The 26,535-nt window shown below is 27.1% G+C and carries 32 protein-coding genes; 24 read left to right on the top strand and 8 right to left on the bottom strand.

Annotation, left to right across the window (positions count from 1 at the left end; all coding sequences use genetic code 11):
* The first annotated feature begins 173 nt into the window (after positions 1-173).
* The 6 genes from CRU95_RS01710 to CRU95_RS01685 all read left to right on the top strand — a co-directional run bounded on the left by CRU95_RS01710 (position 174) and on the right by CRU95_RS01685 (position 5,539).
* Complete coding sequence (locus tag CRU95_RS01710) at positions 174-719, top strand: NapC/NirT family cytochrome c (RefSeq protein ID WP_129099422.1); 546 nt, start codon at positions 174-176, stop codon at positions 717-719.
* A 25-nt stretch (positions 720-744) separates the two neighbouring features.
* Positions 745-2,094, top strand: coding sequence for a multiheme c-type cytochrome (locus CRU95_RS01705; RefSeq protein WP_129099421.1), 1,350 nt, complete (start codon positions 745-747; stop codon positions 2,092-2,094).
* Positions 2,095-2,158: 64 nt separating this feature from the next.
* On the top strand, positions 2,159-3,055 hold the full coding sequence (locus CRU95_RS01700; RefSeq protein WP_129099420.1) for a peptidylprolyl isomerase: 897 nt from the start codon (positions 2,159-2,161) through the stop codon (positions 3,053-3,055).
* A 304-nt stretch (positions 3,056-3,359) separates the two neighbouring features.
* A complete protein-coding gene (locus tag CRU95_RS01695) occupies positions 3,360-3,737 on the top strand; it encodes a RidA family protein (protein ID WP_129099419.1) in 378 nt (125 codons plus the stop codon).
* An 11-nt stretch (positions 3,738-3,748) separates the two neighbouring features.
* Positions 3,749-4,843 carry a threonine synthase gene (locus tag CRU95_RS01690; RefSeq protein WP_129099418.1) on the top strand — a complete coding sequence of 365 codons (1,095 nt, stop codon included), beginning with the start codon at positions 3,749-3,751 and terminating at the stop codon, positions 4,841-4,843.
* Between the two features lie 48 nt (positions 4,844-4,891).
* Positions 4,892-5,539, top strand: a complete 648-nt coding sequence (locus tag CRU95_RS01685; protein WP_129099417.1) for a transcriptional regulator — start codon at positions 4,892-4,894, stop codon at positions 5,537-5,539.
* A 9-nt stretch (positions 5,540-5,548) separates the two neighbouring features.
* Here the strand turns inward: CRU95_RS01685 and CRU95_RS01680 are convergent, their stop codons facing one another.
* Positions 5,549-6,355 (bottom strand): shikimate dehydrogenase, encoded by an 807-nt coding sequence (locus tag CRU95_RS01680; RefSeq protein ID WP_129099416.1) that lies wholly within the window; start codon positions 6,353-6,355, stop codon positions 5,549-5,551.
* Positions 6,356-6,454: 99 nt separating this feature from the next.
* Between CRU95_RS01680 and pgeF the strand changes: the two genes are divergently transcribed.
* The 4 genes from pgeF (at position 6,455) to CRU95_RS01660 (ending at position 9,892) form a co-directional block, all read left to right on the top strand.
* The gene (pgeF, locus tag CRU95_RS01675; protein WP_129099415.1) at positions 6,455-7,126 is read left to right on the top strand and encodes a peptidoglycan editing factor PgeF; all 672 of its coding nucleotides are present in this window, start codon (positions 6,455-6,457) and stop codon (positions 7,124-7,126) included.
* Between the two features lie 149 nt (positions 7,127-7,275).
* Positions 7,276-8,535, top strand: a complete 1,260-nt coding sequence (locus CRU95_RS01670) for a malic enzyme-like NAD(P)-binding protein (RefSeq protein ID WP_129099414.1) — start codon at positions 7,276-7,278, stop codon at positions 8,533-8,535.
* Positions 8,536-8,594: 59 nt separating this feature from the next.
* Positions 8,595-9,428 carry a formyltetrahydrofolate deformylase gene (purU, locus tag CRU95_RS01665; protein ID WP_129099413.1) on the top strand — a complete coding sequence of 278 codons (834 nt, stop codon included), beginning with the start codon at positions 8,595-8,597 and terminating at the stop codon, positions 9,426-9,428.
* Complete coding sequence (locus CRU95_RS01660; RefSeq protein WP_129099412.1) at positions 9,428-9,892, top strand: tRNA (cytidine(34)-2'-O)-methyltransferase; 465 nt, start codon at positions 9,428-9,430, stop codon at positions 9,890-9,892. The genes purU and CRU95_RS01660 overlap by 1 nt, the downstream gene beginning before the upstream one ends.
* Here CRU95_RS01660 and CRU95_RS01655 read toward each other — a convergent pair.
* On the bottom strand, positions 9,885-10,118 hold the full coding sequence (locus tag CRU95_RS01655) for an exodeoxyribonuclease VII small subunit (protein ID WP_129099411.1): 234 nt from the start codon (positions 10,116-10,118) through the stop codon (positions 9,885-9,887). The genes CRU95_RS01660 and CRU95_RS01655 overlap by 8 nt on opposite strands.
* Positions 10,105-11,868, bottom strand: coding sequence for a Na/Pi cotransporter family protein (locus tag CRU95_RS01650; RefSeq protein ID WP_129099410.1), 1,764 nt, complete (start codon positions 11,866-11,868; stop codon positions 10,105-10,107). Before CRU95_RS01650 ends, CRU95_RS01655 begins: the two co-directional genes overlap by 14 nt.
* A gap of 90 nt (positions 11,869-11,958) precedes the next feature.
* Here CRU95_RS01650 and CRU95_RS01645 point away from each other — a divergent pair, with 90 nt between their 5' ends.
* The 6 genes from CRU95_RS01645 (at position 11,959) to CRU95_RS01620 (ending at position 15,689) form a co-directional block, all read left to right on the top strand.
* On the top strand, positions 11,959-12,615 hold the full coding sequence (locus CRU95_RS01645) for a response regulator transcription factor (protein WP_258238588.1): 657 nt from the start codon (positions 11,959-11,961) through the stop codon (positions 12,613-12,615).
* Positions 12,605-13,453 carry a HAMP domain-containing sensor histidine kinase gene (locus tag CRU95_RS01640; protein WP_129099408.1) on the top strand — a complete coding sequence of 283 codons (849 nt, stop codon included), beginning with the start codon at positions 12,605-12,607 and terminating at the stop codon, positions 13,451-13,453. The genes CRU95_RS01645 and CRU95_RS01640 overlap by 11 nt, the downstream gene beginning before the upstream one ends.
* Before the next feature lie 65 nt (positions 13,454-13,518).
* The gene (gene exbB / locus CRU95_RS01635; RefSeq protein WP_129099407.1) at positions 13,519-13,947 is read left to right on the top strand and encodes a TonB-system energizer ExbB; all 429 of its coding nucleotides are present in this window, start codon (positions 13,519-13,521) and stop codon (positions 13,945-13,947) included.
* Complete coding sequence (locus CRU95_RS01630; RefSeq protein ID WP_129099406.1) at positions 13,928-14,308, top strand: biopolymer transporter ExbD; 381 nt, start codon at positions 13,928-13,930, stop codon at positions 14,306-14,308. Before exbB ends, CRU95_RS01630 begins: the two co-directional genes overlap by 20 nt.
* Positions 14,309-14,343: 35 nt before the next feature.
* On the top strand, positions 14,344-14,970 hold the full coding sequence (locus tag CRU95_RS01625) for an energy transducer TonB (RefSeq protein ID WP_164969702.1): 627 nt from the start codon (positions 14,344-14,346) through the stop codon (positions 14,968-14,970).
* 32 nt (positions 14,971-15,002) lie between these two features.
* Entirely contained in the window at positions 15,003-15,689 is a 687-nt protein-coding gene (locus CRU95_RS01620) for a pseudouridine synthase (RefSeq protein WP_129099404.1), read from the top strand.
* A 9-nt stretch (positions 15,690-15,698) separates the two neighbouring features.
* Here CRU95_RS01620 and CRU95_RS01615 read toward each other — a convergent pair whose 3' ends face one another.
* The 3 genes from CRU95_RS01615 to CRU95_RS01605 form a co-directional block, all read right to left on the bottom strand.
* Positions 15,699-16,127 carry a GNAT family N-acetyltransferase gene (locus CRU95_RS01615; protein WP_129099403.1) on the bottom strand — a complete coding sequence of 143 codons (429 nt, stop codon included), beginning with the start codon at positions 16,125-16,127 and terminating at the stop codon, positions 15,699-15,701.
* Between the two features lie 12 nt (positions 16,128-16,139).
* Positions 16,140-16,769 (bottom strand): HAD family hydrolase, encoded by a 630-nt coding sequence (locus CRU95_RS01610; RefSeq protein WP_129099402.1) that lies wholly within the window; start codon positions 16,767-16,769, stop codon positions 16,140-16,142.
* A gap of 152 nt (positions 16,770-16,921) precedes the next feature.
* On the bottom strand, positions 16,922-17,341 hold the full coding sequence (locus CRU95_RS01605) for a hypothetical protein (protein ID WP_129099401.1): 420 nt from the start codon (positions 17,339-17,341) through the stop codon (positions 16,922-16,924).
* A gap of 126 nt (positions 17,342-17,467) precedes the next feature.
* Here CRU95_RS01605 and CRU95_RS01600 point away from each other — a divergent pair, with 126 nt between their 5' ends.
* The 6 genes from CRU95_RS01600 to CRU95_RS01575 are packed head-to-tail and all read left to right on the top strand — an operon-like array spanning position 17,468 to position 23,181.
* Entirely contained in the window at positions 17,468-17,656 is a 189-nt protein-coding gene (locus tag CRU95_RS01600) for a hypothetical protein (protein WP_129099400.1), read from the top strand.
* Between the two features lie 15 nt (positions 17,657-17,671).
* On the top strand, positions 17,672-19,453 hold the full coding sequence (locus CRU95_RS01595; RefSeq protein ID WP_129099399.1) for a TonB-dependent receptor domain-containing protein: 1,782 nt from the start codon (positions 17,672-17,674) through the stop codon (positions 19,451-19,453).
* Between the two features lies 1 nt (position 19,454).
* Positions 19,455-20,282 carry an ABC transporter substrate-binding protein gene (locus CRU95_RS01590; protein ID WP_129099398.1) on the top strand — a complete coding sequence of 276 codons (828 nt, stop codon included), beginning with the start codon at positions 19,455-19,457 and terminating at the stop codon, positions 20,280-20,282.
* Positions 20,266-20,964, top strand: a complete 699-nt coding sequence (locus tag CRU95_RS01585; RefSeq protein ID WP_129099397.1) for an ABC transporter ATP-binding protein — start codon at positions 20,266-20,268, stop codon at positions 20,962-20,964. The genes CRU95_RS01590 and CRU95_RS01585 overlap by 17 nt, the downstream gene beginning before the upstream one ends.
* Positions 20,961-21,920 carry an iron ABC transporter permease gene (locus CRU95_RS01580; protein WP_129099396.1) on the top strand — a complete coding sequence of 320 codons (960 nt, stop codon included), beginning with the start codon at positions 20,961-20,963 and terminating at the stop codon, positions 21,918-21,920. The genes CRU95_RS01585 and CRU95_RS01580 overlap by 4 nt, the downstream gene beginning before the upstream one ends.
* A gap of 1 nt (position 21,921) precedes the next feature.
* Positions 21,922-23,181 (top strand): cobyrinate a,c-diamide synthase, encoded by a 1,260-nt coding sequence (locus CRU95_RS01575; RefSeq protein ID WP_129099395.1) that lies wholly within the window; start codon positions 21,922-21,924, stop codon positions 23,179-23,181.
* Here CRU95_RS01575 and cbiB read toward each other — a convergent pair.
* On the bottom strand, positions 23,150-24,034 hold the full coding sequence (gene cbiB / locus CRU95_RS01570; RefSeq protein ID WP_129099394.1) for an adenosylcobinamide-phosphate synthase CbiB: 885 nt from the start codon (positions 24,032-24,034) through the stop codon (positions 23,150-23,152). The genes CRU95_RS01575 and cbiB overlap by 32 nt on opposite strands.
* Complete coding sequence (locus tag CRU95_RS01565) at positions 24,022-25,056, bottom strand: aminotransferase class I/II-fold pyridoxal phosphate-dependent enzyme (RefSeq protein WP_129099393.1); 1,035 nt, start codon at positions 25,054-25,056, stop codon at positions 24,022-24,024. Before CRU95_RS01565 ends, cbiB begins: the two co-directional genes overlap by 13 nt.
* A gap of 66 nt (positions 25,057-25,122) precedes the next feature.
* On the opposite strand from CRU95_RS01565, the gene bluB reads away from it, so the two are divergent.
* Together bluB and CRU95_RS01555 are read left to right on the top strand one after the other, a co-directional pair.
* Positions 25,123-25,746: a 5,6-dimethylbenzimidazole synthase gene (gene bluB, locus CRU95_RS01560; protein ID WP_129099392.1), complete on the top strand. Its 624-nt coding sequence runs from the start codon at positions 25,123-25,125 to the stop codon at positions 25,744-25,746.
* A complete protein-coding gene (locus CRU95_RS01555) occupies positions 25,746-26,528 on the top strand; it encodes a phosphotransferase (protein ID WP_164969701.1) in 783 nt (260 codons plus the stop codon). Before bluB ends, CRU95_RS01555 begins: the two co-directional genes overlap by 1 nt.
* Positions 26,529-26,535: the final 7 nt, after the last annotated feature.

Here is a 26,535-nt window from a genome sequence, read left to right as displayed (position 1 = left end):
AATAAAAGGAGTTTAAATTGATTAGTTACCCTTTACTATTATAAAACTATATTTCGTAAATTAGGTATATAAATGCAAACATTATTCATTTTGAAATGAATAAATTTTGAGTCAGATGATTTAATTATCATCTTTACTTTGATTAATCAAAGTTATAATAATTAGGAGTTTTTATGTCCTGTAATAAAGAAAAAAAAATTAAGTCTTTATGGTTAATTATAGGAATATTTGTTTTAGGTGGAATTATAGGTCTACTTTTCTCCTTTGGTGTAGCAGTTGGAGTACACAAAACTTCAGATGACAAGTTTTGTACAATGTGTCATACTATGAAACCAATGGCCAATTCATATTATCGTGATGCGCATGGTGGAAATAATGTTAATGGTGTACGAGCTAAATGTGTAGATTGTCATTTGCCTCATGACTCACTTGCAAATTATCTTTTTGAAAAAGCAAAAACTGGTTTGCATGATGTAAGAGTACAAACTTTTGGAGATCTTGAATCAATAGATTGGGAAGAAAAAAGAAAACACGCAAAAAGATTTGTTTTTGATACAGGATGTATGAGTTGTCATACAAACTTACAAAATGCAACATCAAGTAATACTAAAGCTTTTATTGCACATAAAGAGTATTTTGAAAAAAGAACAGATAAAAAATGTGTTGAATGTCATAAAAATGTTGGTCATCATATTTTAGGTGATTATATTAAAAAATAAATTTGATACACAAAAAGGAAGTAAAATGTTAAAAAGAATGTTATTTATATTTCTTTCATTTGGACTATTATCATTTGCAGCAAATGTTGGAGATATAACAAATGTTAAAACTTTAAAAGTTGATCGTGGTTTAACAGAGACTGGAAAAAGTTGTGTTGAATGTCATGCAAAAATAACTCCTGGTCATATAAATGACTGGAAAGAGAGTAGACATGGACATGTAGGTGTGAGCTGTATTGACTGTCATGGTGTTAAAAAAGATAATCCAATGGCAGCACAAAATTGTGAAGGTATAAAAGGTACTGATATTTTTGTATCATCATTGGTAAGTCCAAAAACATGTGAAAGATGCCATCCAAATGAAGTAAAAGAGTTTCAACAAAGTGGTCATGCAAGAGCTGCTATTCAGATTCAAGCTAAAGAAGGTATGAAATCACTTATGGAGTACTTTGAGGGTAGAAATCATCCAGATTTAAAACACTCTCCAGAAGCAACAGGTTGTATGCAATGTCATGGTTCAATTATTAAACTTGGAAAAGATAAAAGACCAACTGCTGAAACATGGCCAAATTATGGTATTGGAAATGTTTATCCAGATGGTGGTGTAGGTAATTGTAAATCTTGTCACTCAGGACACAAATTTTCTATCGAAGAAGCAAGAAAACCAGCCGCTTGTGCATCTTGTCACTTAGGTCCTGATCATCCAGATATAGAAATATATAATAATTCAATGCATGGACATATTTTTAATAGTGAAGGTAGTAAATGGAAATATGACTCAGCACCAGATGCTTGGGAACCAGGTGATTATAGAGCACCTACTTGTGCTACTTGTCATATGAGTGGTATTGGTAATCTAAAAACAACACATAATGTTAGTAAACGACTTAAATGGAATGTTTGGATGCCAATTTCTAAAACAAGAGAAGGTGGATATGAAACAGCTGTGAAAGATTTTGAAAATGGAAAAATCACTAAAGGTAATGCTTTAGCTGGTAATCCAGATGGAAGTGCTGCTGCGCGTACTGAGATGGAACAAGTTTGTGTTTCTTGTCATACAACAACACATACTAAAAACTTTTTTAATATGGCAGATAAACATGTTGAACTATACAATACTTATGCAACTGATGCTAAAAAAATGATAGATGAATTGACTAAAAAAGGTTTAATGCATAAAGATAAATGGTCTGATAAAGCATTTAAAATTTGGTATCATTTATGGCATCATGAAGGTAGAAGAATGAGACAAGGTGCACTAATGGGAGCTCCTGATTATGCTCACTGGCATGGAGTATTTGAAGTTCAACAAGATATTAGAGAACTTAAAATCATTTATGAAAAAAGAATTAAATCAGGTAAAATCGAAGAATAAATTGATTTTTATTTAATGTAGAAGGAGAAAAATTTTCCTTCTACATATTCTAAAAGGATAGAATGTGAAAAAATTAGTATATACCTTATCTATAGTTGTATCTTTATTCTCATCAACTTATGCAAGTGATATTTTAGCAGTTGTAAATGGGGGAAATGTGACAAGTGAAGTTGCACCAAATAATTTTAAAACTTTAGATAATCAAACACAAAAAAATATTCTAAATAAACTAATAGAAAAAAGATTAGTAAGTGATTATGCACTAAAAACAGATATTGTAAAAAGTGAAGAATACAAAAAAGTATTAAAACATATTTTAAAAATGTCAGATGAAAATGATAATAAAAAAGGTAATGAAAACCTTGCCGATATAGTTAAACAAAAGAGCATAAAAGGTTATACTCAAGAACAACTAAATAGTAAAAAAGGATTATTAGCATTTGATTTTTTACTTACACAAAAAGCAGAACAACTGCTACCAAGTGATAAAGAACTAGAAAAATATTACAATGATAGAAGATACAAATATGATACACCAGCACAAATTGAACTTTTAAGTATAGTAGTTGAAAAACTATCTTTAGCTAAAGAAATTATAAAAAAGTTACAAAATGCAAAAGATATACTTCAAGAGTTTTCAATACTTGCAAAAAAATACTCATTGGCTCCAACTGCTAAAAATAGTGGTTATTTTGGAAAAATACCTTTGTCTGTATTAAATAGTGAGTTAAGTCCAATTTTAAAAGATAAAAAAAGAGGTTTTTTCACTGACAATGCAGTAAAAACTGAATTTGGTTATGAAATCTTTTATGTATTAAATGATATCCTTGAATATAATAGTACTTTTGAAGGGGTAAAAGATAAAGTAAAAGAAGAATATGTGCAAAAAAGTGTAAAAGCTTGGGCAATGAATAAAATAAGAGAACTTAAAGAAAGCGCAACTATAAAGATCTTAAATTAATAAAAATATTTAATGGTATTGGGTTTAACCTAATACCATTTTAACTATTTATATTTAATTTATAAGCTAATTTTACTCCATATGGTGTAAAAACATTCTCCTTGACACTAACTAAATAATATAACTGATTGTTGTAGATATACTATAAATCAATCTAAAATTATTGTCCAAGTTTTTTTAGATTTAAGTCAAATTTAAATCAAACATTTTACATCCTATTTTATTTAATGTATAATTTTTTATATAAAATTGACATTTTGTATAAAAAATTATACAATTAGAATAAAATTTAAAAGGAATTATTTTGAAAACAATAAATAAAATTAAAAGTTTAAAGGCAAATGGTCATTATGCTTTGAGCCTAATAGAAGACAATAGAGTATATTTATCAGGACAATTCTCAATTGATCCAAATACTGGTGAAAAGAAATTTGGAACAATGTCTGAAGAGCTAAAACAAGTTTTGAGTAATATAGAATTAATTCTAAAAGAAGCAGGTTCTTGTAAAGAAAAAGTTTTAAAAGTGAATGTTTATATTAATGATTTAGACAAATGGTCTACTGTTGATGAAATTTATAGTAATTTCTTTGCAGAGCATACACCAGCGCGTACTATTATTGCCTTGCCAAGACTTCACTTTGGATTTAAAGTTGAAGTTGATGTTATAGCTACTTGTAAATAAAGGAGTACTTAATGAAATATATTTGTAGCAAATGTAAAAAAATAGAAGATGTAACATCTCAAAAATCAAAATGTGATTGTGGTGGATTATGGAAGTTGCAGTTTAACGCACCTAAATTTGATTTGGAACTTGTAGATAAAAATACATGGGGACTATTTCGTTATAGAAAGTTTATGCCAATAATCGATGATAGCTGGAAAGATATCACTCTTGGTGAAGGAATGACTCCTGTAATTAAATTTGATGAAAATGTATTATTAAAAATGGATTATTTTATGCCAACATTATCTTTTAAAGATAGAGGTGCAGCTATGTTAATAGCTCATTGTAAATCAATTGGAGTAAAAAGTGTAGTTCAAGATAGTAGTGGAAATGCAGGAAATAGTGTGGCTGCTTATTGTGCAAAAGCTGATATAGAGTGTGAAATATTTGTTCCCAAAGGAACTTCACCTAAAAAAATAAATATGATTAAATCTCATAATGCAAAAGTAAATATAACACCTGGTTCAAGAGATGATTGTGCAGACATTTGTAGAAAGAAAGTTAGTGAAGAGAAAAAATATTATGCAAATCATGTCTATAATCCATTTTTTTATGAAGGAACAAAAACATATATTTATGAAGTATATGAACAATTAAATAGAATTCCTAAAAATATATTTGTTCCTTTAGGAAATGGGACTTTATTTATTGGTGTGATTAAAGCTTTAGAAGAATTATTTGAAAGTAAGTTGATTGAATCAATGCCAAATATATATGCAATACAAAGTGAGTATTGTCCCCCTTTTGTATTAGCTACAAAAAATAGTGAATCAAAACCTTCTAAAATAGTTCCAAAGTCTACATTAGCAGAAGGTATAGCAATTGGTGTACCAATGAGAGGAGAAGAAATTTTGGAATACATTTATAAGTATAATGTAAAGACAATTATTGCACCAGAAGATGAGATTGTTAGAAGTAGAGAAATCCTTTCATCAAAAGGAATTTATTGTGAGCACACAACAGCTGCTTCATATGCTGCTTATTTACAATATTGTAAAGATAATGAAATTTTAAGTGATTGTTTAATCTCTATGTGTGGTGCTGGTTTAAAATCTGATCATTAAATAATTTAGTATTTTTTTGATATATTACATTTTGAGAAGGAGACTTTTATGAATTTAATTCTTAAAGCTTATATACCAATCGCAAACTTAATTGTAAAAACTTTTGGAAAAAGTTGTGAAGTTGTGTTACATGATTTAACACAACCTCAAAATTCTGTAGTTTATGCAGCAAATGGAGATGTTACAGGTAGAAAAGTTGGTCAAAGTTTTGACCATCTTATAAAAATGGTTTTGCTTAATAAAGATTTTAAAGATGATTATGTAGTTAATTATTTTTTTGAAACAGAAGATGGGAAAAAGATCAAATCTTCATCAGCCTTGATTCGCGATGAAAAAGATGCAGTAATAGGTATGTTATGTCTTAATTATGATTTGACTTTATCTCATCTTTTACAAGAAGAGTTACAAGGATTTTTGGGAAATACATCTTCAACTGAAAATATGAAAAAACAAGAAGAATATATACTTGATCAAGATATTATGAGTACACTTGATAATATCATAGAACAAATATTTAAAAACACAGTTAAAAATAATGAAAAACTAACAAGAAAAAAAAGCTTAGAAATTATTAGATTTATGGATGAGAAAGGTATTTTTTTAGTAAAAGGCTCTATAGATAAAGTTGCAAACTTTATGGGTGTTTCAAAAGTAACTGTATATAGTTATTTAGATACTATAAAAGGGAAAAGATAAAGAAGAAAACTAATTTTCTTCTTTAAGTGCTTTTCTCATAATTTCTATAGTTTGATTATCTAAAGTAGTATCAGTAAAAAGTTCAAGGGCTAAAACACCTTGATAAAGAAGCATATCTTCACCATCTTTTACTTTTAATCCTTCTACTTGTGCAAGTTTTAAAAATGGAGTTTCTTTTCCATAAATACAGTCAAAAGCAAATTTTGCATTTAAAAATATACTTTCTAAGGTAGTTTTTTTGATTGGATAATCTTCATCTTTTAATCCAGCACTTGTTGAGTTTACAATTAAATCATAATGATTCATTTGAAAGTTACCCCAAGTATATGTTTTAAAACCTTGTGTTTTAAAAAATGCAAGTTTTTCTGCACTTCTATTTAGAATTCTAACTTCTATATTTTCTTCTTTTAAAGCCATGGCAATGGCTTTTGCCGTGCCACCTGCACCTAAAATAAGAACAGAATTGATTTTACCAAAATCTTTTATGGCTTTCATAAATCCAGGAGCATCTGTATTGTAAGCAAATACTTTATTGTCTTTTTTTACATAAGTATTTACAGCTTCAATTTCATTTGCTATTCCAACAACTTCGTCTGCTTGTCTAAATGCTTCTTCTTTGAAGGGAACTGTTATGTTAGCTCCTTTCGCATTTTCGTGGTTGAATGTATCTTTTATCTTTTTACCATCTGTTAATAAATATTTATCATAATAAGAGTTAATGTTTAGATGGTCAAAAGCACTATTGTGCATTTGAGGAGATTTTGAGTGTTCAACAGGGTTACCAAATATTAAAAATTTTTCTTTTTCTTGTGACATTGATTTCCTTAAAATAAAGAGGGACATTCTACCCAAAGAAAAATAAGAGGATATTAAAAAAATTATGATAAATTGATATAAAAAGAATTTGGGGAAAATATGGACACTATTTTAAAGTTTACAACTACAATTATAGACGGGAATATGGCATATCATGTAAATGATGCAAAAAGTAGTGTTGATAAAAATAGATTAGAATTATCCAAAAAACATAATTTTGATATTTCAAAACTTAGATATATGAATCAGGTGCATGCAGATAATATTGAGATTGTGGATTTTGAATCTCCTTTATTAATAGATAATTGTGATGCTTTGATTACAAAAGAAAGAAATCTTCCAATAATGGTTATGGTTGCTGATTGTATTCCTATATTTTTAAGTGATGAAAATAAAAAAGTAATAGCAGTAGTACATGCTGGAAGAAATTCTACTTTTTTAAAGATAGTTCAAAAAACAGCACTTAAAATGATAGAAGAGTTAGACTGCAAGGCTAAAGATATCTTTGTATATTTAGGACCTTCTATACAAAAATGCTGTTATGAAGTATCAGAAGAACTAGAAACTATTGCCATAAAATCTTTTGGAAAAGAGTTTTGCCAAAATAGATATTTAGATTTGCAAGGAATAAATATAAAACAATTAAATGATATTGGAATTTTTAATATTGAACTATCAGCTGTATGTACAAAGTGTTCAGAAGAAGCATTTTTTTCTTATAGAAAAGATAAAAACTGTGGAAGATTTTCAATAGTTGGAATTATTAAATAAAACTTAATATGTACAAATAGTGTATAAGTTATGTACAAATAATGTAAAAATAGCTTAAATATAGATAAAAATTATATTAAAAATTAAAAAATATAATTTTTAAGTTTCGATAGGTTACAATTTCATCGAAATAGATAAAGGAGTTATTTATGAGTAAACCTGTAACTAAAGAGGAAGCTTTAGATTACCACCAATTTCCTAAACCAGGAAAATTAGAAATTGGGACTACAACAAAACTTGGAACACAAAGAGATTTGGCTTTAGCATATACACCTGGAGTTGCTTTTCCTTGTTTGGAAATTGAAAAAGATCCAGATAATGCATTTAAATATACAGCTAAAAAAAATCTTGTAGCTGTAATATCAAATGGTACAGCTGTACTTGGGCTTGGTGACATTGGGGCAGTTGCATCAAAACCAGTAATGGAAGGAAAGTCTGTATTATTTAAAAAATTTGCAGCTGTTGATTCATTTGATATTGAAGTTGATGAAACTGATGTTGAAAAGTTTGTATCTATTTGTAAAGCTATATCGCCAACTTTTGGAGGAATAAATCTTGAAGATATAAAATCACCTGAGTGTTTTGAAATAGAAAGAAGACTTATTGATGAAGTTGATATTCCTGTAATGCATGATGATCAACATGGAACAGCTATTATTACAACAGCTGGATTAATAAATGCTTGTGAAATTATTGATAAAAAACTAGAAGACTTAAAAGTTATAGTTATGGGAGCTGGGGCAGCTGCTATTTCTTGTGCGAGAATGTATAAAGCAGTTGGAGTACAAAATATTATTATGTGTGATTCTAAAGGAGTTATTCATGATGGTAGAAGTGATTTAAATAAGTATAAAAAAGAATTTTCAATAAAAGAATCAATGACTAAATTAGAAGCTTTTAGAGATGCAGATGTGGTTTTAGGATTATCTAAACCTGGAACATTTACCCAAGAACATATTGCTCTTATGGCTGATGAACCAATTGTATTTGCCCTAGCAAATCCAACACCTGAACTTTTTCCTGAAGATATATTAAAAATCAGAGATAAAGCAATTGTTGGAACAGGAAGAAGTGATTTTAATAATCAAATAAACAATGTACTTGGTTTTCCATTTATTTTTAGAGGAGCACTTGATGTTCAAGCTAAAAAAATAAATATGCAAATGAAAAAAGCAGCAGCATATGCTATTGCTGATTTAGCTAAAAAAACAGTACCTGCTGAAGTAAAAGCAATATTTGGAGATCATTTAGCATTTTCAAAAGATTATATTATTCCTAAACCATTTGATAAAAGACTTATTGTTGAAATTTCTAGTGCAGTTGCAAATGCAGCCGTAGAATCTGGAGTTGCAAGAATAAAAGATTTTGATTTAACTGCTTATAAAGAAGAGTTATCACAAATGATTTAATCAAAATAATGGTATTATTCCACTTTTAAATTGGAATAATACTATTATATGGATAAAAAATGAAAGAATACATACTATTAATTAATACTTCTGACTCAAAAGGACTTGTATACAATGTATCAAAAGTTCTTTTTGCAAATAATCTTAATATCGAACAAAATGCTGAATTTGTGGATGTGGAAACAAATAAATTTTTTATGAGAACAGTTATCAGTGGTAATGTAAATGATAAGATACTTCTTAAAGAATTAACTGAAGTTTTACCTAAAGATACACAAGTTAAATTAAGAGAAAAATCAAAAAAAAACATAGTTATACTTGTGACAAAAGAATCACATGTTTTAGGTGATTTGCTTATTAGATATTTTGATGGTGAATTAGAAGCAAATATAAAAGCTGTAATTGCAAATCATGATTATTTGAAAGATTTAGTAGAAAAATTTGGCATACCTTTCCATTGTATTAGTGCAGAAGGGATGGAAAGAGAAGCTCATGAAGACTTACTTATTGCTAAAATAAAAGAGTATAAACCAGAACTTATTGTTTTAGCTAAGTATATGAGAATATTAACTTCAAAATTTGTTCAAGAATTTCCACAACAAGTTTTAAATATTCACCACTCTTTCTTACCAGCATTTATTGGAGCAAACCCCTATAAACAAGCACATCAAAGAGGTGTAAAAATTATAGGAGCAACTGCTCATTATGTTACAAATGATTTGGATGAAGGTCCAATTATTGCTCAAGAAGTTGTAAGAATTGACCATAACTTTTCTTGGCAAGATATGAGAACTGCAGGGCGTAATGTTGAAAAAGTAGTATTATCAAATGCCCTTCAACTGTTACTAGAAGATAAAGTTTTCGTTTTTGGAAATAAGACGGTAATTTTATAATGTTTAATATTGTTTTATTAGAACCAAGAATTCCTGGAAATGTTGGGACAATAGGAAGACTTGCCTTTGCTATGAATTGTAGATTACATTTGATAAAGCCTTATGGTTTTGGTGAAATTACTGAAAAAGAAGTAAGACGAGCAGGGCTTGATTATTGGTTTGATTTAGATGTAACTGAATATGAAAATATAGAAGATTTTTGGTCAAAAAATCCTTTAAATGATAGACATTTTTTTGCGACAACCAAAACAAAACAAGTATATTTTGATGCTAAGTATGAAGTAGGAGATTATTTTTATTTTGGTAGGGAAGATGCTGGTTTACCTGAAAATTTATTAGCAAAAAATGAAAAGGGATGCATTACTATACCTATGACAAATGATGCAAGAAGTTTAAATATGGCAAACTCTGTATCAATCGTAGCTTATGAGGCTTTACGACAAAATTTTAAAGAGTTTAAATAAACTCTTTTTTTGCTTTTTTTATAAGTTTTTTTACAGCTTTTAATTTTTCTTTTAATTTATCTTCTTCTTTCTTATCATCACATCTTCTTATTTTTTCTTCAATTTTAGTTCTTTTTTCATAGAGTTTTTCTATAATTTCATTAATTTCATTTTCATTTTCTTTTATCTCTTCTTTGTCCCAAAGAAGGAAACTTTCGAATGTTTTTACTAGTTTAGACAGTTTCATTTAATTCTCCTAGTGATCTTAGTTTAATATCATTTACAAATAAGATATTTGCAATTCTAAATAAATTTTTACTCATATTAAAAATACTTGTGGAATCATTGATTAGAGAGGTTCCCATTTTAGGTGTGATTTTATCATTTCTAATTAACTCATCAATCTTTTTATTGGTTTGAATCTCTAAAGCGTCAATATTGTCTTTATACATTTGAATTTGCGTTGAAGTTTCTACATCATCTATATCTTTATTTCTCAGTAAATTTGTTCTTAAAATATTTAGTGCAAACTCTTTTTTTAAGGTTAAATACTCTTGTTTTATATCTTCATTTTTACTATAAAGGTATGCATTCATATTTTTTTGAATATCTCTAGTATCTTTTAATATTTTTACAATAATATTTGATGAGAGCCTTAATTGACCTATATAAAAGAGTTGATTTGAGTTCATATGAGATTGTGATTTTAAAAGATAATCAATGATTTCACTATATAAGGATTTTAAGTCATTATGATATATATCATCTAAATTTGTATCAATTTTTGCAGGGGTTGAAAGTATATTATCTATATCTTTTTCTTCTTTTAAATCAGAAGTATGAATTGACATAGAGTGTAATATTGCCTTTTGGGCATTTTCATATAAATGTATTACTTCTTTTTGGATTGAAACCATTGCATTATATGGTATTTTTATATTTGATTCATCTAAATATATAGGTTTTGATGCTTTTTTTATTTTATCTTTTATTACTTTTTTTGACATGGAAACAATAAGAGGAATAAAAGGAAATAATACAACTATTCCAACTATATTGAATATAGTATGAAATAGAGCTAATTTCATACTGTAGTTATTATTATCAATTGAAACTAGTGGTGCAAGATAATCAACAAAATCTTTTAAAGCATATATAAAAATAACCGCAATTAAAGCTGTAATCATGTTAAAAACGAGATGTCCAAAAGCAAGTCTTTTACCATTTTCATTTGATGTTAAAGAGCCTACAATAGCAGTTACTGTTGTACCAATATTTGCTCCAATAGCTAAAGCTATTGCATCAATGTAAATTATATTTCCCCCTGCAAGTGCAGTAATAATAATTGCCATAGTTGCACCACTTGATTGTATTACAACTGTAGCAATTGCTCCTATTAAGATATAAACAAAAATACCTAAAAATCCACCAACAGAGTATGAAGCCAAATCAATAGAATCTTTTAAAGTCTCAAAGCCATCTTTCATGTATGAAATACCTAAAAATATAAAACCAAGACCTAATAAAATATTCCCAAGACCTATATACCTTTGTTCTTTTGAGAATCTAAAAATAACTCCAAAAATGATCATTGGCATTGCATATAAAGATATTTTAATATCAACACCCAAAGATGATACTATCCATGCTGTTGTTGTACTTCCTAGATTTGCTCCAAAGATTATTGCCATACCTTGAGTTAAAGATATAATTTCAACTGTTAAAAAAGATATTACAATAACAGAAATAAGTGAGGAACTTTGAACTATTGAGGTACTGATAAAACCTGTAATTACTGATTTTAAACTAGTAGAAGTAAACTTTTCTAAAACTTTTTCTAATAATCCCCCAGAAAAAAGTTTAAAGCCATTCTCCATAAAATACATGCCTATAATAAATATGGCAATTCCTGCAGATATTGTTTTTATATTTTCGCTTGAAATTATAAAATAGGCTAAAAAAAGTAAAATAATTGGTATAAGTAGTTTTTTTATCATAAGTAATTATATATAAAAATTTGGGAAAAACAACATTTTTATATATATTAGTGTAAAATTTTGCAAAAAACATTGGAAACTTGATTTATAATGAGAATATTACTACTTGAAGATGACGAACTATTTGCACAAACAATTGAAGATTTTCTAGATGAAGAGGGCTTTTTAGTTGATATTGCTAAAGATGGAGAAGAAGCACTAGCTTTAAATTATGAAAAGAATTATGATTTATATCTGTTTGATATAAATGTTCCTAAAATAAATGGATTAGAACTCTTAAAAGATTTAAGAGAATCAGGGGATAATACTCCAACGATGTTTTTAACATCTTATAAAGATAAAGAGAGTTTAGAACAAGGCTTTTTATCAGGTGCCGATGATTATTTGAAAAAGCCAATTGACTTAGATGAACTTATTTTGAGAATAAAATCGCTTTTAAAAAGATCTGGAAAACAAATTGAGAAAATACAATTAGGGGAAAATCTATTTTTTAGTCCAAATGATAAAAGAGTATATGAAAATAACAAAGATATGAATTTGCCAATGAAAGTAGTGGATTTATTGGAATTATTTTTAGAAAATAAAGATAAAATTGTAACAAAAGAGATGATAGTTAATAGACTTTGGCATTGTGAAGAAGATTATAGTGAAGGTTCAATTAGAGTCTATATAAATGCTGTAAAGAAAATATTTGTAAAAGAAAAAGTAGTAAATATAAAAGGAGTTGGTTATAAGCTTGAATATTAAAAAAAAGAACTTTATAATCTCTAATTCTATTTTAGTATCATTTATTGTGATTATGGTTTTACTTGCAAATTATTATTTAGTAGCATTATTGGGTTTTAATAAAGATACTTTCATAGTTATTACTTTAGTACTTATTATTTTTGCTGTTGTTTTAAACTATTTCTTGAGTAAACCACTTTTTGATCCTTTATTTGAAAGTGACAATAACTTAGAAAAGGCTATTAAAGAGACTATCCATGAACTCAATATTCCTGCTTCTACAATACAATCTAATGCTCAAATGTTAGAAAAGAATCTAAAAGATGAAAAAGATATAAGAAGATTAAATAGAATAAAATTAGCTACAAATGAACTTTTAAAGCTTTATGAACAAATGGAATATGAGATAAAAAAAGAGATTGGAAGGATCGATAAGTTTGAATTCCTGCTTGATGATATAATTGAGAATTCAATTGATAAATTTGAAGATATGAAAGACAATATCACGATAGAAAATGATATTAAAAATATATCTATTAATAGTGATAAAAATGGTTTTCAAAAAGTTTTTGATAACCTTTTGTCAAATGCTATAAAATATAACTGCGAAAATGGAATTATCAAAATAAATATGCAAGATAATCTTTTATATATATTTAATACAGGAAATATAATAGATACAAAAAATCTTTTTATTGTATTTGATCAATATTTTCAAGAAGATTCAAGTAAAATTGGTTTTGGTTTAGGTTTAAATATTGTAAAAGAGTTTTGTGATAAAAATCAAATTGATATTAAAATTGAACCAAAAGAGAATGGGACACTAATAAAACTAAATCTAATAAAACTAATAGCTTAATAATTTAACTTAACACTAATTTAACACTTTTTTTCTAATATAATAAAAATATTAGGAAATATAATATGCATATAGAGCTACTAAAAAACTTAGTTGATTATGGAGTTGTCATACTTTTAATTTTTATGAGTTTTTTATCTTTTTGGTTCTTTATTGAGAGAATACTTTTTTACAAAAATATTGATGTGAAATTTTACAAATCAAAAAAATCATTAGAGATAGCTATTACAAAGCATTTATCAATTATCGGTACAATAGCTTCAAATTCACCTTATATTGGCTTATTAGGTACTGTATTGGCTATTATGCTTACATTTATGACTATGAGTGAAGGTGATATTGAAGCAACTAAGATAATGAGTTCTTTAGCCTTAGCCCTAAAAGCAACAGCTGTTGGTTTAGTTGTGGCAATTCTTTCTCAAGTTTTTTATAATGTATTAGCTCGATATGCAGAAGTAATTGAAAGTAAATTTGATGAAATTACAGAAATTTAATTCAATAAATGTAATTCCCTTTATTGATGTGTTATTAGTATTATTAGCTATTGTATTATTGACTTCAACTTTTATAGCCCGTGGTGATATTCCTGTATCTTTGGCAAAAGCAGCAAGTGCAAAAAAATCAGAGATAAAAAAAGAGTTTATTATTACAATCAAAGAGGATAATAGTTTATATTTAAATAAATCAGATATAAGCTTTGAAAACCTTAGTTTGGAAGTAAATAAGATAAATAAAGATTCTCATATTTTTATTAAAAGCGATAAAAAAGCTGATTTTGAATCTTTTGTTTCTGTTCTTGATTTATTAAAATCAAATGATTTTTCTAATATCTCTATAATTACAAAGAAAAACTAATGTTGAACTTTAAAAGATATTTTTATTCTTTTTTTTTGACAATTTTTTTATATGGCTTGGTTTTTACAGGAGTATTGTATAGTTATGATAGTTTAATTATTAAAAATAAAGTAAAAGAAAAATCTATAAATCTAAATTTTGTCTCTTTATTAGAACAAGAAAAGATAGTAAAAAAAGAGCCTGCTGTAAAAAAAGAAGTTCCTAAAAAAGAAATAAAAGAAACAAAGATATCAAAAAAAGCCACAAAAAAGAAAGTGCTTAAAAAAGAAGCAGTTAAGAAAGTAGTTGAAAAAAAGACTATTAGAAAAAAAACTGAAAAAGAAGAAAAAAAGATAGTAAAAAAAGAGCAAGAATTTATACAAAAAAGTGTAAAAAAGACTTATGAACAAGACTTTTTAAATGAACATCTTAAACAAATAGTAGCACTAATTCAAAAAAATATAAAATATCCAAAAAGAGCAAAACGATTAAATATTCAAGGAAAAGTACTAATAAAATTTAAAATTTTGACTAATGGCAAAATTATAGAAATTGAGTCTATTTCTGGGCATACTTTACTTATAAAATCATCACTTGAAGCTATTGAAAATGCCTCAAAAGAGTTCCCAAAGGTAAAAAAAGAGATAGTCATAAAAGTTCCAATAGAATATACTCTTACATAAGTTTATTAATAAAAAAATGCTACTATGGCTTCATGAAAAATAGTTATAAAAGAATAGATGCACATTTATCAAGTTTAGGTTATTGTACCAGAGGTGAGGCTAAAAAGTTTTTAAAAATAAATGAGCTTTTGGTAAATGAAAATAGAGTATTTAATCCTTCAACAAAAGCCTATCACGATGATATAACAATCAATGGTGAAAAACTTGATCCTGAAACTTTAATAATACTACTTAATAAACCCTCTGGTGTAATATGCTCTCACAATGATGCAGGAGTATTGATATACTCTTTACTTCCATATAGATGGACTCAAAGAAACCCAAAAATTGCAACTGTAGGTAGACTTGATGTTGATACAACAGGTGCAATAATATTGACTGATGATGGAACTTTAAATCATAAACTTGCAAATCCTAAAAAAGAGATTTCTAAAATTTATGAAGCACATTTAAAAGTACCTTTAAAAGGTGATGAAGAAAAAATTTTTGCTAGTGGAGAACTTCTTTTAAATGGAGAAGACAAACCCTTGCTTCCAGCAAAATTAGAAATTCTTTCTCCTACTTGTGTCCGATTAGAGATTGTTGAGGGCAAATATCATCAGGTAAAAAGAATGTTTGCAGCAGTTGATAATAGGGTTGTAAAACTTCATAGAATAAGTTTTGATAATTTTACCGTCGAAGATCTAAAAGAGAGTGAATATAAACAGATAAGTTTGTAAAGGCTTGTGTTAATTTAATTCCATACTAAACTTAAAGTGTGAATTTTTCATCCCTTCCCTTTGATAGAACTTGTGAGCTTTTTCTCTTATTTGATTACAGCAAACTTCCATTTGTAAACAGTTGTTATCTTTTGATATTTTTCTTGCTTTGTCTAAAAGTATTTTACCTACACTTTTTGAACGGTATTCTTTTTTAACTGCAAGTTCCATAATCTCTGCTATCTTTTCCACATGATGAAGTTGGTATTCTATTCTTAAATTTAAACAAGCAATTATTAAATCATCTTCTTCTGCAACAATTGAGTAAAAGTTTTCATTTTCTAAATATCTAATAAATATTTGTTCAAATTTTTTATAATCTAATTGGGTACTTTCCATATCACAAATCAAATCATAAATATCTTTTAAGTCATTAATTTTTGCTAGACGTATATTCATCTTAACTCTCTTTTAAAATATTGAAAATTTTTTAAATATTCTTTGTTCTAACTCTTTTACATTTTCTATTGCATTTTCTTCATGGTCTGAAAATCCCCAATTTACTAAAACAGATTCTATCCCTGCATTTGTTGCTGCTTGGACATCTTTGTGACTATCTCCCACTAAAAGTGATTTTTCTTTTGTGGTTTTTATCTCTTCGAGTATTTTATAAACCATTTCTGGATGTGGTTTAGGTTTTAATACATCGTTATAACCAACTACTGTTTTAAAGTATTTGCCTATTTCTAAATGATTTAACATTCTATTTGCAAATTCACTATTGGCATTTGTGGCAACTGTAAAAATATAATCACTTTTTAAGTCTTCCAATAACTCTTTTATTCCATCATAAATTTCTAAGTCAGTTAAGCAATGGTCATAATAATAAGTTTCAAAAAGTTTACCTTGTTCTTCTGTAAAGTGTTTTGTTCCATAAAAAAATTCAGATGAGTTTATATTTGGATCATTTACATTTTTTAAAATATATTTTTTGTCTAAGGTTTCAAATCCTAAGTTTTCTCTAACATAATTAATAGTATTTGCAATCATTCCACCACTATTGATTAAGGTTCCATCCATATCAAACATTATAAGTTTCATAAATTCTCCAAACTAAATTTTTTGATTAACAATCAATTAACACTGAATAGGTAGAATTCCAATACCCATTTTGTATTTCTCCTACATTTTATACAAAAGAATAACACAACACCACTAAAGTTCAACTTCAAACACCAGAAGTTGAACTTTTTTTATGGTCTTACATCCCTCATAATCTCTTTCCAATTTCTCGAAAAATGTTTTTTGATATAAGTTTCTTTATGAGGTACTAAGCATCCAGCACAGTTTTGATGAATATAATCATCACCTTTATATTGAGCTCCATCTTTACTATCTATATTACAGTATGAGTAAAGAGTTTTTTCTTCGATCTTTTTAAATCCATTGTCATCGAATCTGAAGTTTGGACAGGCACATAAGTAACAATTTAACTCTTCATAATCATGGCACTTCTTATTATCTTTATAAAGTGGACAGAAATCAGGCTCTTTTTTAACCATATTATCAAACCTAAAATACTTTATAACTTCTTCATCACTCAAGTCTTTTAATCTTTCCATGATATTTTGATGTCTTGTGGCATGCTTCTCAAACCATTCATTATAAGTCAAAGTATCTCCTTTAAAATTGGGGTATTGTATTAAAATAGCTTTAATTTATCTTGAAATAAAAGATTTATATTCTTTTGATTATAATACGCGAATTATAATACAAACAATACAAAGAAAGGAGAGTTTATGATTAGTAAGAGCAAAAAATATTTTACATTATTTGGAATGTTAGCTGCAACTGTTGATAGAAAAATCTCATCTATTTATAGTTTAATTCATTCTTTAATATCTATTGATATGCCAAAAATAGTAAATATACTTATATCAAGACAGTTAAAACCTGCAAAACTATATTCAACAAATAAAATAAAATAATTAGGAAAATAAAATATGAACAAGAAATTAACTACAAGCTTAGTTGCAAGCCTTCTAATAGCAACATCCAATCTTTATTCAGAAGAACTATCACAAATCACAGTCGTAAGTGCTACAAAATCAGAACAATCAATCAAAGATGTAACTTCAGATGTTGATGTTATTACTAAAGAAGAGATTGAAGAGAGACATTTTACAAATGTAAGTGATGCTTTAAAAACTATATCTGGTGTAAGTATAGTAAGTAATGGGGGAGTTGGACAATTAGACTCATTATTCGTAAGAGGTATAGATTCAAAAAGAATTTTAATTTTAATTGATGGGATAAGATATAATGAACCAGCTGGATTAAGTGGTGCTCCACTAGCTCAATTAAATATAGAAAATATAGAGCAAATTGAAGTGGTTAAAGGGGCTCAGTCTGGTATTTGGGGAGCTGATGCTAGTGGTGGAGTAATAAATATAATTACATCTAAAGCCAAGGCAGGATTTCATGGAAATATTGGTATGGAAGCTGGAAGTTATAATACAAAAAAATTATATGGTTCAGTTTCAAATAAAAATAAATTGGGTTATTTAAAATTTGATGCAAGTAGAATATCTACAGATGGAATAAGTTCTTATGAACCAAATGGATCAAAATGGAAAGATTTAGAATATGAAAGAGATGGATATTCCAATAATACTTATAATATTGCAGGTGGCGTATATTTAAATGATTCTGATGAGTTAGGTTTGACTTTTAAGAAAATTGGTTCAGAATATGATTATGATAGTTCAACTAAAGATAGGGATGATAAACTAACAAAAATTAAACATTATTTCAAATCTGCAAATTATATACATAAAGATGATTCTTATAAATTAAAATTAAATGCACAACAATCAAAATTTGACAGAAATCAAGACAATTCTATTTATAAAAGTTTAGTAAATGAATTCTCTGTTCAAGGTGATTATTCATATAGAAAAAGTGATGCAATAATTTTGGGTTTAGACAAACAAAATTTTGAAAATATAGATTCTAAAGATAAATATAATACACAAGCAATTTTTGTTTCAAATACAAATACTTTTGATAAGTTTATCATCAATGAAACTTTAAGGTATGATGATAATAGTAAGTTCGATGATAAATTTACAGGTAAAATAGGTATTAAATATAATATTAATAATGATATGGCAGTTTCTTCAAATTATGGTACAGCTTATAATGCTCCAACATTAGGGAATTTAAATTATACTCCTAGCTTATCTCCTGAAACTACAAAATCTTTTGATTTTAATTTTGAATATAAAGATTTTAAGATTACTTATTTTGAAAATAAAATTAAAGATATGATTAGATATGTTCCAAATTCATATCCAAATACACGGTATGAAAATCTTACTGGTGAGTCAACTTTTAAAGGTTATGAAGTAAGTTATATTAAAAATATATTTGAGAATATTTTATTAGGATTTAATTATACTCATTTATCTGCTAAAGACAATAAAGGAAATGATTTACCAAGAAGAGCAAAAAATGAGTTTAATGCATCTGTTGATTATTATGGAATTAAAAATACACATATCAATTTAAATAGTTCATATATTGGAAAAAGATATGATGATGCAGAAAAAACAAAAGAAACTGGGAATTACACTATTTGGAATGGTGTAATTAACTATGAGATTAAAAGAAATATAACTACTTATGTAAAAGTTGATAATATATTTAATAAATATTATCAAACAGTTTACAATTATGCTACACCTGGAAGAAGTGCATATATTGGTTTAAAGGTTAGTTTCTAATATGAAAAAGTTTTTATCAATACTTATTGTTTTAGCAGTAAATTTGTATTCACAAGAGAGAATAGTTACTCTAACTCCTTCTATAAATGAAATAGTCTATGCCTTAGGTGTTGGTAAAGATGTTGTTGCAAATACTAGATATTGTGATTTTCCAGAAGAGTCAAAAAATGTGAAAAAAGTAGGAGGATATGCTTCTATTTCTTTAGAGAAAATCTTATTGGTAAACCCTAGTGTTGTGATTGCACAAAATTATGATGAAAAACTACTTTCAAATCTAAAAAGACTTAATATCAAAACTTTGAGTTTCAAAACAGATAGTATAAAAGATATAAACAATACTATTTTTAGTTTAGGAAATTATTTTGATAAACAAGAAAAAGCTAAAGAGTTGATATCAAATATCAATAACTCTTTGTCCTCATTAAAAGGAATAATAAAAAATAAAAAAATATTAATAGTAATAAGTCCTAAAAAAACACTTTCAAATCAAATCTATGTATCAGGTAATTATTTGTATTTTGAAGATATTATAAAAGCTAGTGGAAATGTAAATGCTTTTCAATCTAAAAGCAAAGCACAACCAGTTGTAAATACAGAAAAGATAATCAAAATGAACCCTGATATTATAGTTTTACTTGCACCATTTTTTGAAGGCAAAACTAAAGAGCTAGAAGAGGTGAAAAAACTATGGTTAGATTTACCAATAAATGCAGCAAAAAATAAAAATGTATATGCAGTAGATAAATTATATGCAGGAATTCCTAGTCAAAGGGTTGTCTATTTTATACAAGATTTTAAGAAGATATTAGAGAATGTTAGAGATAAATAACTACACAAGTTCCATTTTAAAAGATATCTCTTTTCACATAAAAGAGAATGAAAACTTAATAATTCTTGGACACAATGGTGCTGGGAAATCAACCCTTGCAAAAGTTTTATCTAACCTAATAGAAAATAATAGTGTAAAAATATTTAATCAAAATCTTGAAAATATAAGTGATAAACAAAGAGCAACTCTAATAAATTATATTCCACCAAAATTTGAGATATTTGATGCGTATATAACCTTACGAGAATTTTTAGAACTATCTTGTATAGCTTATGTAGATAATGAAAAGATTGATAAGGTTATTGAACTATTAAATTTAAAAAAATTAGAAAATAAACATTGTACAACTTTTAGTTCAGGAGAAAAACAACTTTTATTATTGGGCTCTAGTATTATGCATGATGCTCAAATTACAATCTTTGATGAACTAACAGCAAACTTAGATATAAGTAGGATAAAAGAGGTATTTGATATCTTTAAATCTGATTTTTTGAAACAAAAAATTATTATAACTCATAATTTAGATTTAGCCCATGCTTTAAAATACAAGATTTTATATATGGATTCAGGAAAGATTGAGTTTTTTGGAGAAAATGACGAATTTTTTTCAAATGAAAATTTAGAAAAATTTTATAATAATTCAATTATAAAAATTAACGAGCACTTGGTAGTTAATCTATGAAAAAACTACTTTTCCTATTAGCCTTAGTCATTTTATTAATAGCTCCATTTTTAGGGGAGATAACTCTAAATATAAATGATATATTTAATAATAATACTATGACTAACCAAGTTTTTTGGGACTTGAGAGTTTCTAGGGTTTTATTGGCATTTTTTGTTGGTGGAATATTAGCTTTAGGTGGTTTGATTTTTCAAATAGTATTTAAAAACTCACTTATCACTCCTTATACTCTAGGAATAGCAAGTGGAACGACACTTTTTACAGCTATTTCGATTGTATTCTTTCCAGCTGTTATTATGTCTATTTCCTCAGCTTTTGGTTCACTTCTGACGATTATAATTTTGTATTTTATATCAAAAAGAATAAATAAAAATTCCATATCGGTTTCTACAAATTCTATTTTACTTATTGGTATTGCTTTATCATATTTCTATTCATCGGCTTTGATGTTAGTTTTTTATATGAGTAATTTACAACAAAATTATTCTATTGTTCGGTTTACTTTAGGGAGTTTAGATACTGTTGGATTTACAAGTGTTACAACATTGTTACTTGTAAGTGTAATTTTATATGGTATTATTTATTGGAAAAAATCAGAAATAAAACTTTTGCTTATATCAAATGATACAGCTTTTTTAAAAGGTTTAAATGTACATAAGTTAAATCTTCTTTTACTAATAGTTATATCTTTAAGTGTGGGAATAAGTATAAGTTTTGTTGGACCAATAGGTTTTGTTGGTTTGGTTATTCCCCATATTATTAAATTGATTTATAAAAAGAGTGCAGATAAGCTTATTTTTCCAGTATTTTTTTATGGTGGAGTTTTTTTAGTAGCTTCTGATTTGATTGCAAGAAACTTAAATACGGCTTCAACTTTACCTATTGGAGTTGTGACTGCTTTTATTGGAGCTCCATTTTTTGTATATTTATTGATAAAAAGAAATAAAAGGCAATAAGATGAAAGCTTTATGTATTAGTGCAAGTGCTTCAAACCAAGGCAAGACAGTCTTAACGACAGCTTTATTATATCACTTCAAAGAATCAGTTCGACCTTTTAAGATGGGACCTGATTTTATAGATCCTCAATTTCATAAAATAGTTTGTCAAACTCCTAGTATAAACCTTGATAGATATATGATGAGCAAAGATGAAATAAAATGGATTTTTGAAAAATATAGTGATAAAAGAATCTCTATTTGTGAAGGTGTTATGGGATTTTATGATGGACATGATAAAAAGAGTAGTGCCTATGATATTTCAAGACTTCTAAAAATTCCTACAATTATTTTACTTGATGGAAGTGGAAGTTATATAACCGTAAGTGCCCTTTTACAAGGATTAAAAACCTATAAAAAACACAATACAATAAAAGCTGTAATTTTAAATAAAATCTCTTCACAATCCCACTATGAACTAATAAAAAAGATAATAGAAAAAGATTTTAAAGATATTGTTGTTTTAGGTTGGATAAAAAAAGGTTTGGAATCCTTAGATGAGACTCATTTAGGACTTGATTTAAAAGATTTAGGAAAGATAGAAAAAATAAGCCAAGATGTTTTAGAACATATTGATATGAAAAGATTAGAAAAGATATCAAAAGTACATAAAAAGTTCAAATCTAATTATCCCTTTGAAAAGATACCAAAACAGAATAAAAAATTAGCCATAGTTCATGATATAAACTTCTCTTTTTTGTATCATGATAATTTAGTTTTTTTTAAAGAGATTTTTGAAGAAGTAGTTATCGTAGATTCTACAAAAGATGAGATTATTCCAAGTGATGTAGATATAGTTTATATCTGTGGTGGTTATATTGAGACTGACACAGCCTTTGAAAGGGTTAAAAACTCGCATAATTTTAAATCCTCACTTATAAAACATGCCCAAGAAAAACCCATATATGCTGAGTGTGCTGGACTTTTATATTTGGGAGTTGCTGTTGATGATAAACCTATGAGTTCTATTCTAGATGTAAGTTTTACAAAAGAGAAAAGGTTTCAAAGGATGGGATACTATTTCAATGAAGATGGTGTAAAAGGTCATGCTTTTCACTATACAAAACCCCTTGATGAAAATAGTGGTTTTGATAGATTGTCTAAATCAAAAGCACTTATTGGGAAATATGGTTCTTGGGAGAAAGAGAAAGTATTTGGTACATATTTGCACTGTATGTTTAGAGGAAATACTAAACTAATAAAAAAAAGATTATTGCCATAAGTAAAAGTAGTGAATCAAATTTTGATTTAAAATTAAGTGCATTTAGAACATCTTCTTTTAATATCTCTTCTCTTCCTTCACCAAAATAAGCTTTCTCTTTTACTTTCCCAAAATAAGAAGTTGGACCTCCTACTTTTACTTTTAAAGCTAAAGCCATAGCAGAAATAGGATGCCCAGCATTTGGACTATCATGGAGTTTACCATATGAATAAAAGTTTTTTAAAGCATTAAATGAGTTGAAAAATAAAGCTATCAAAACAGCTGTTATTCGTGAGGGTATATAATTTACTACATCATCAAGTTTTGCAGAAAACTTGCCAAAATTTTCATATCTTTCATTTTTATAACCAACCATAGAATCAAGGGTATTTATAGCCTTATATATAAAGCCCCCAACAAGTCCAAAAAGCAAGATATAAAACATGGGAGCTATTACTCCATCACTTAAATTTTCGGCATATGTCTCAACCGCAGCTTTATTTATATCACTTTCACTCATATCCTTTGTATCTCTACTAACTAACATAGAAATAGCGTGTTTAGGGTCAGTTGAGTGGACAACTTCTTTTACACTATCATAAAGCATTTTAGATGAGATTGCAAAAGAACATAAAAATCCTTGGACTAAAATATTATCAAAAAGACTTAGAAAATATGTGATAATAAAAACTATACTAAGCAAGGAAAGTGTCAAAGTAACACCTCTTATAATAGAGTCTTTATAAAAGTTTTTTTCAAACCATTTTATATAATTACCCATAAAAATAATTGGATGTTTGAAGAACTTTATTTTTTCTAATTCTCCAAAAATATAATCAAAAAAATAAGCTACTAAAACAGTTATAAAATGCATCTAAACTCTCTTTTCAAAGCTTTTATAAACTTTTGCATGGCTGTTTTATCTTTTATAGCAACTCTTACAAAAGAGTTATTTAGAAAATCAAAGTTAGAACAATCTCTTATCATGATTTTGTAAGAAATTAATTTATCTTGTAGTGTTTGAGCATCACAGTCTTGAAGCTTTAGTAATAAATAATTTGCTTGGCTTTTATATATCTTTTTTATGAAATCAAATCTTTCCAAGTGTTTGATAGTATATTTTTTATTTTCTTCTGTGATTTTGATAGTTTCACTTATGAAGTCTCTGTTTTTAATAGCATTTTGCAAATAAATAGAGTCAAAATGTGATAACTTCCATAAAGGCTCTTTATCTTTTATTTTTTTGATATTTTTAGCATTTGATATAAGTGTACCAACTCTTATACTTGCACTACTATATATCTTTGTCATAGATTTTAAAATATATAGCTTATCATAGTTTTTTAATTTTCTTATGATGGATTTTTTATTTGTAAAGTCTAAAAAACTTTCATCTACAAAAATAGTGCAGTTTTTTTCAAGCCAAGAGTTAAATAGTTTGTCCAAATCATAATATTCTCCATCAGGAGTTGAGGGGTTTACAAAGATAACTAAAGAGTTCTTTTTTACTTTTTTGTTTATCTGTTCAAATCTATTTATCAAATCAATTTTGAATCCAAAAGTTTGTGCTGCTTTTTTGTACTCTAAGTAAGCAGGAGAATATATTGTACAGTGCTTTAAATCGATATATCTAAAGAATGAAAAAATTGCGCTACTTCCACCATTGAAAAGTTCTATTTCATCAGCTTTTACACTATATTTTTTTGCTATTATTTTATATAGTTTTTCATATGTTGGATAGTTTGAAATATCTAAATTATTTAGGTCTGTTTTTATCTTTGGTTTTAGAAAATTGATATTTGAAGATAGGTCTATTATTTCTTTTGATTTTGAGCCTATTTTTTTGCTAAAAGCTAAAATATCACCACCATGACTAAATTGATTATTTGATTTCAAAAGTTCTCTTTTTTATGCAATGGTACTATAAAGTTTATATATAACAAATAAGAGGAAAAAAGAGTTATGAGAGAGTTTACATCTGCTGATATAGCATGTTTAGATGAGATTATAAAAGCTAGAAGAGATGTGAGAGGAAATAGATTTTTAGATAAAAAAATAGATGATGAAACCCTCGATAAACTTCTTCAAGCTGCTTGCGATGCTCCCTCCGTTGGTTTCTCACAACCTTGGAAATTTGTGATAGTAAAAGATGCTAAAAAAAGAGATGAGATATATCAAGACTTCCTAAAAGAAAATGAAAAAGCAAAAGAGATTTTTAAAGATAAAGAACTCTATAGTAAACTAAAACTTGAAGGTATAAAAGAGTCTTACTTAAATATCGCAGTTTTATATGAAAAAAGTGATAAAAGAGTCTTAGGGCAAACAAGCCAAAAAAAGATGGGTGAGTATAGTGTAGTTTGTGCTATCCAAAACTTTTGGTTGATGGCAAGGGCTCATAATATTGGTGTTGGTTGGGTAAGTATTTTAAAACCAAAAAGAGTAAAAAAGATTTTAAATATAGAAAAAAATCATAAGCTAATAGCTTATTTGACAGTTGGTTATGTGGATGGGTTTTTAGATGAACCAGAACTTTTAACCCTAGAGTGGGAAAAAAGAAAATCAATGAAAGATATCAAGGTCATATAGTGGGAGTAAAAACTAAACTTTTTTATGAAGATATAAAACCTTTTTTTGATATAAAATCTTTACAAGAGACAAAAAATGGTGAAAGTCATACTGTCTATATTTTGGATAATGATTATATTTTAAAGATATATGAAGAAGAAAATCTTTTTAATATCGATGCTGAAATCGAACTTTTAAACTACACAAGAAATCTTTGTGTGCCAAAAGTCATAAAAGATAATATTTTCATAAAAGGAAAAAGAGGTCTTGTTTTTTCTAAAGCAAAGGGTGAGAGTGTAGTGGAGTTTGTAAAATCAACTCATTTGGAGCAAATAGGGCAATTTTTAAGCTCTTTTCACAAAATGACAAAAAATAAAAAACATAATAATCTCTCTGCTTTTGGTAAGTCGCAATTAAGAGTATTGATAGAAAAAACTGGAAACAAAGCATTTCAAGAGGAGTTTGATTCTTTAAAAATAGAGCTTAAAAATGATGGTATTATTCATGGAGATCTCTTTTTAGATAATGCAACTTTTTGTGAAGATAAACTAACTTGTGTCTTTGATTTTAGTGATGCTTGTGAGGGCGACTTTATCTTTGATTTGGCAGTTGTAGCTTTATCTTGGTGTAGCAATAAAGAAGAGATAAATATACTTTTAAATGCTTATAATAAAGAGATAAAACTAGATGATTTTATTGTCTATTTAAGATATGCTTCACTTTATTATTGTGTTAAAAGGCATTTGACTAATAGAGATTATGATAACATTATTTTCAAAAATAAATTTATAGATTTGATATAGGAAAGAA

Source organism: Arcobacter sp. F2176 (assembly GCF_004116465.1).
Classification (GTDB): Bacteria; Campylobacterota; Campylobacteria; order Campylobacterales; family Arcobacteraceae; genus Arcobacter; species Arcobacter siniprincipis.
Note: the sequence above shows the minus strand (reverse complement) of the source record. Positions and strands in the feature narration are given on the sequence as shown.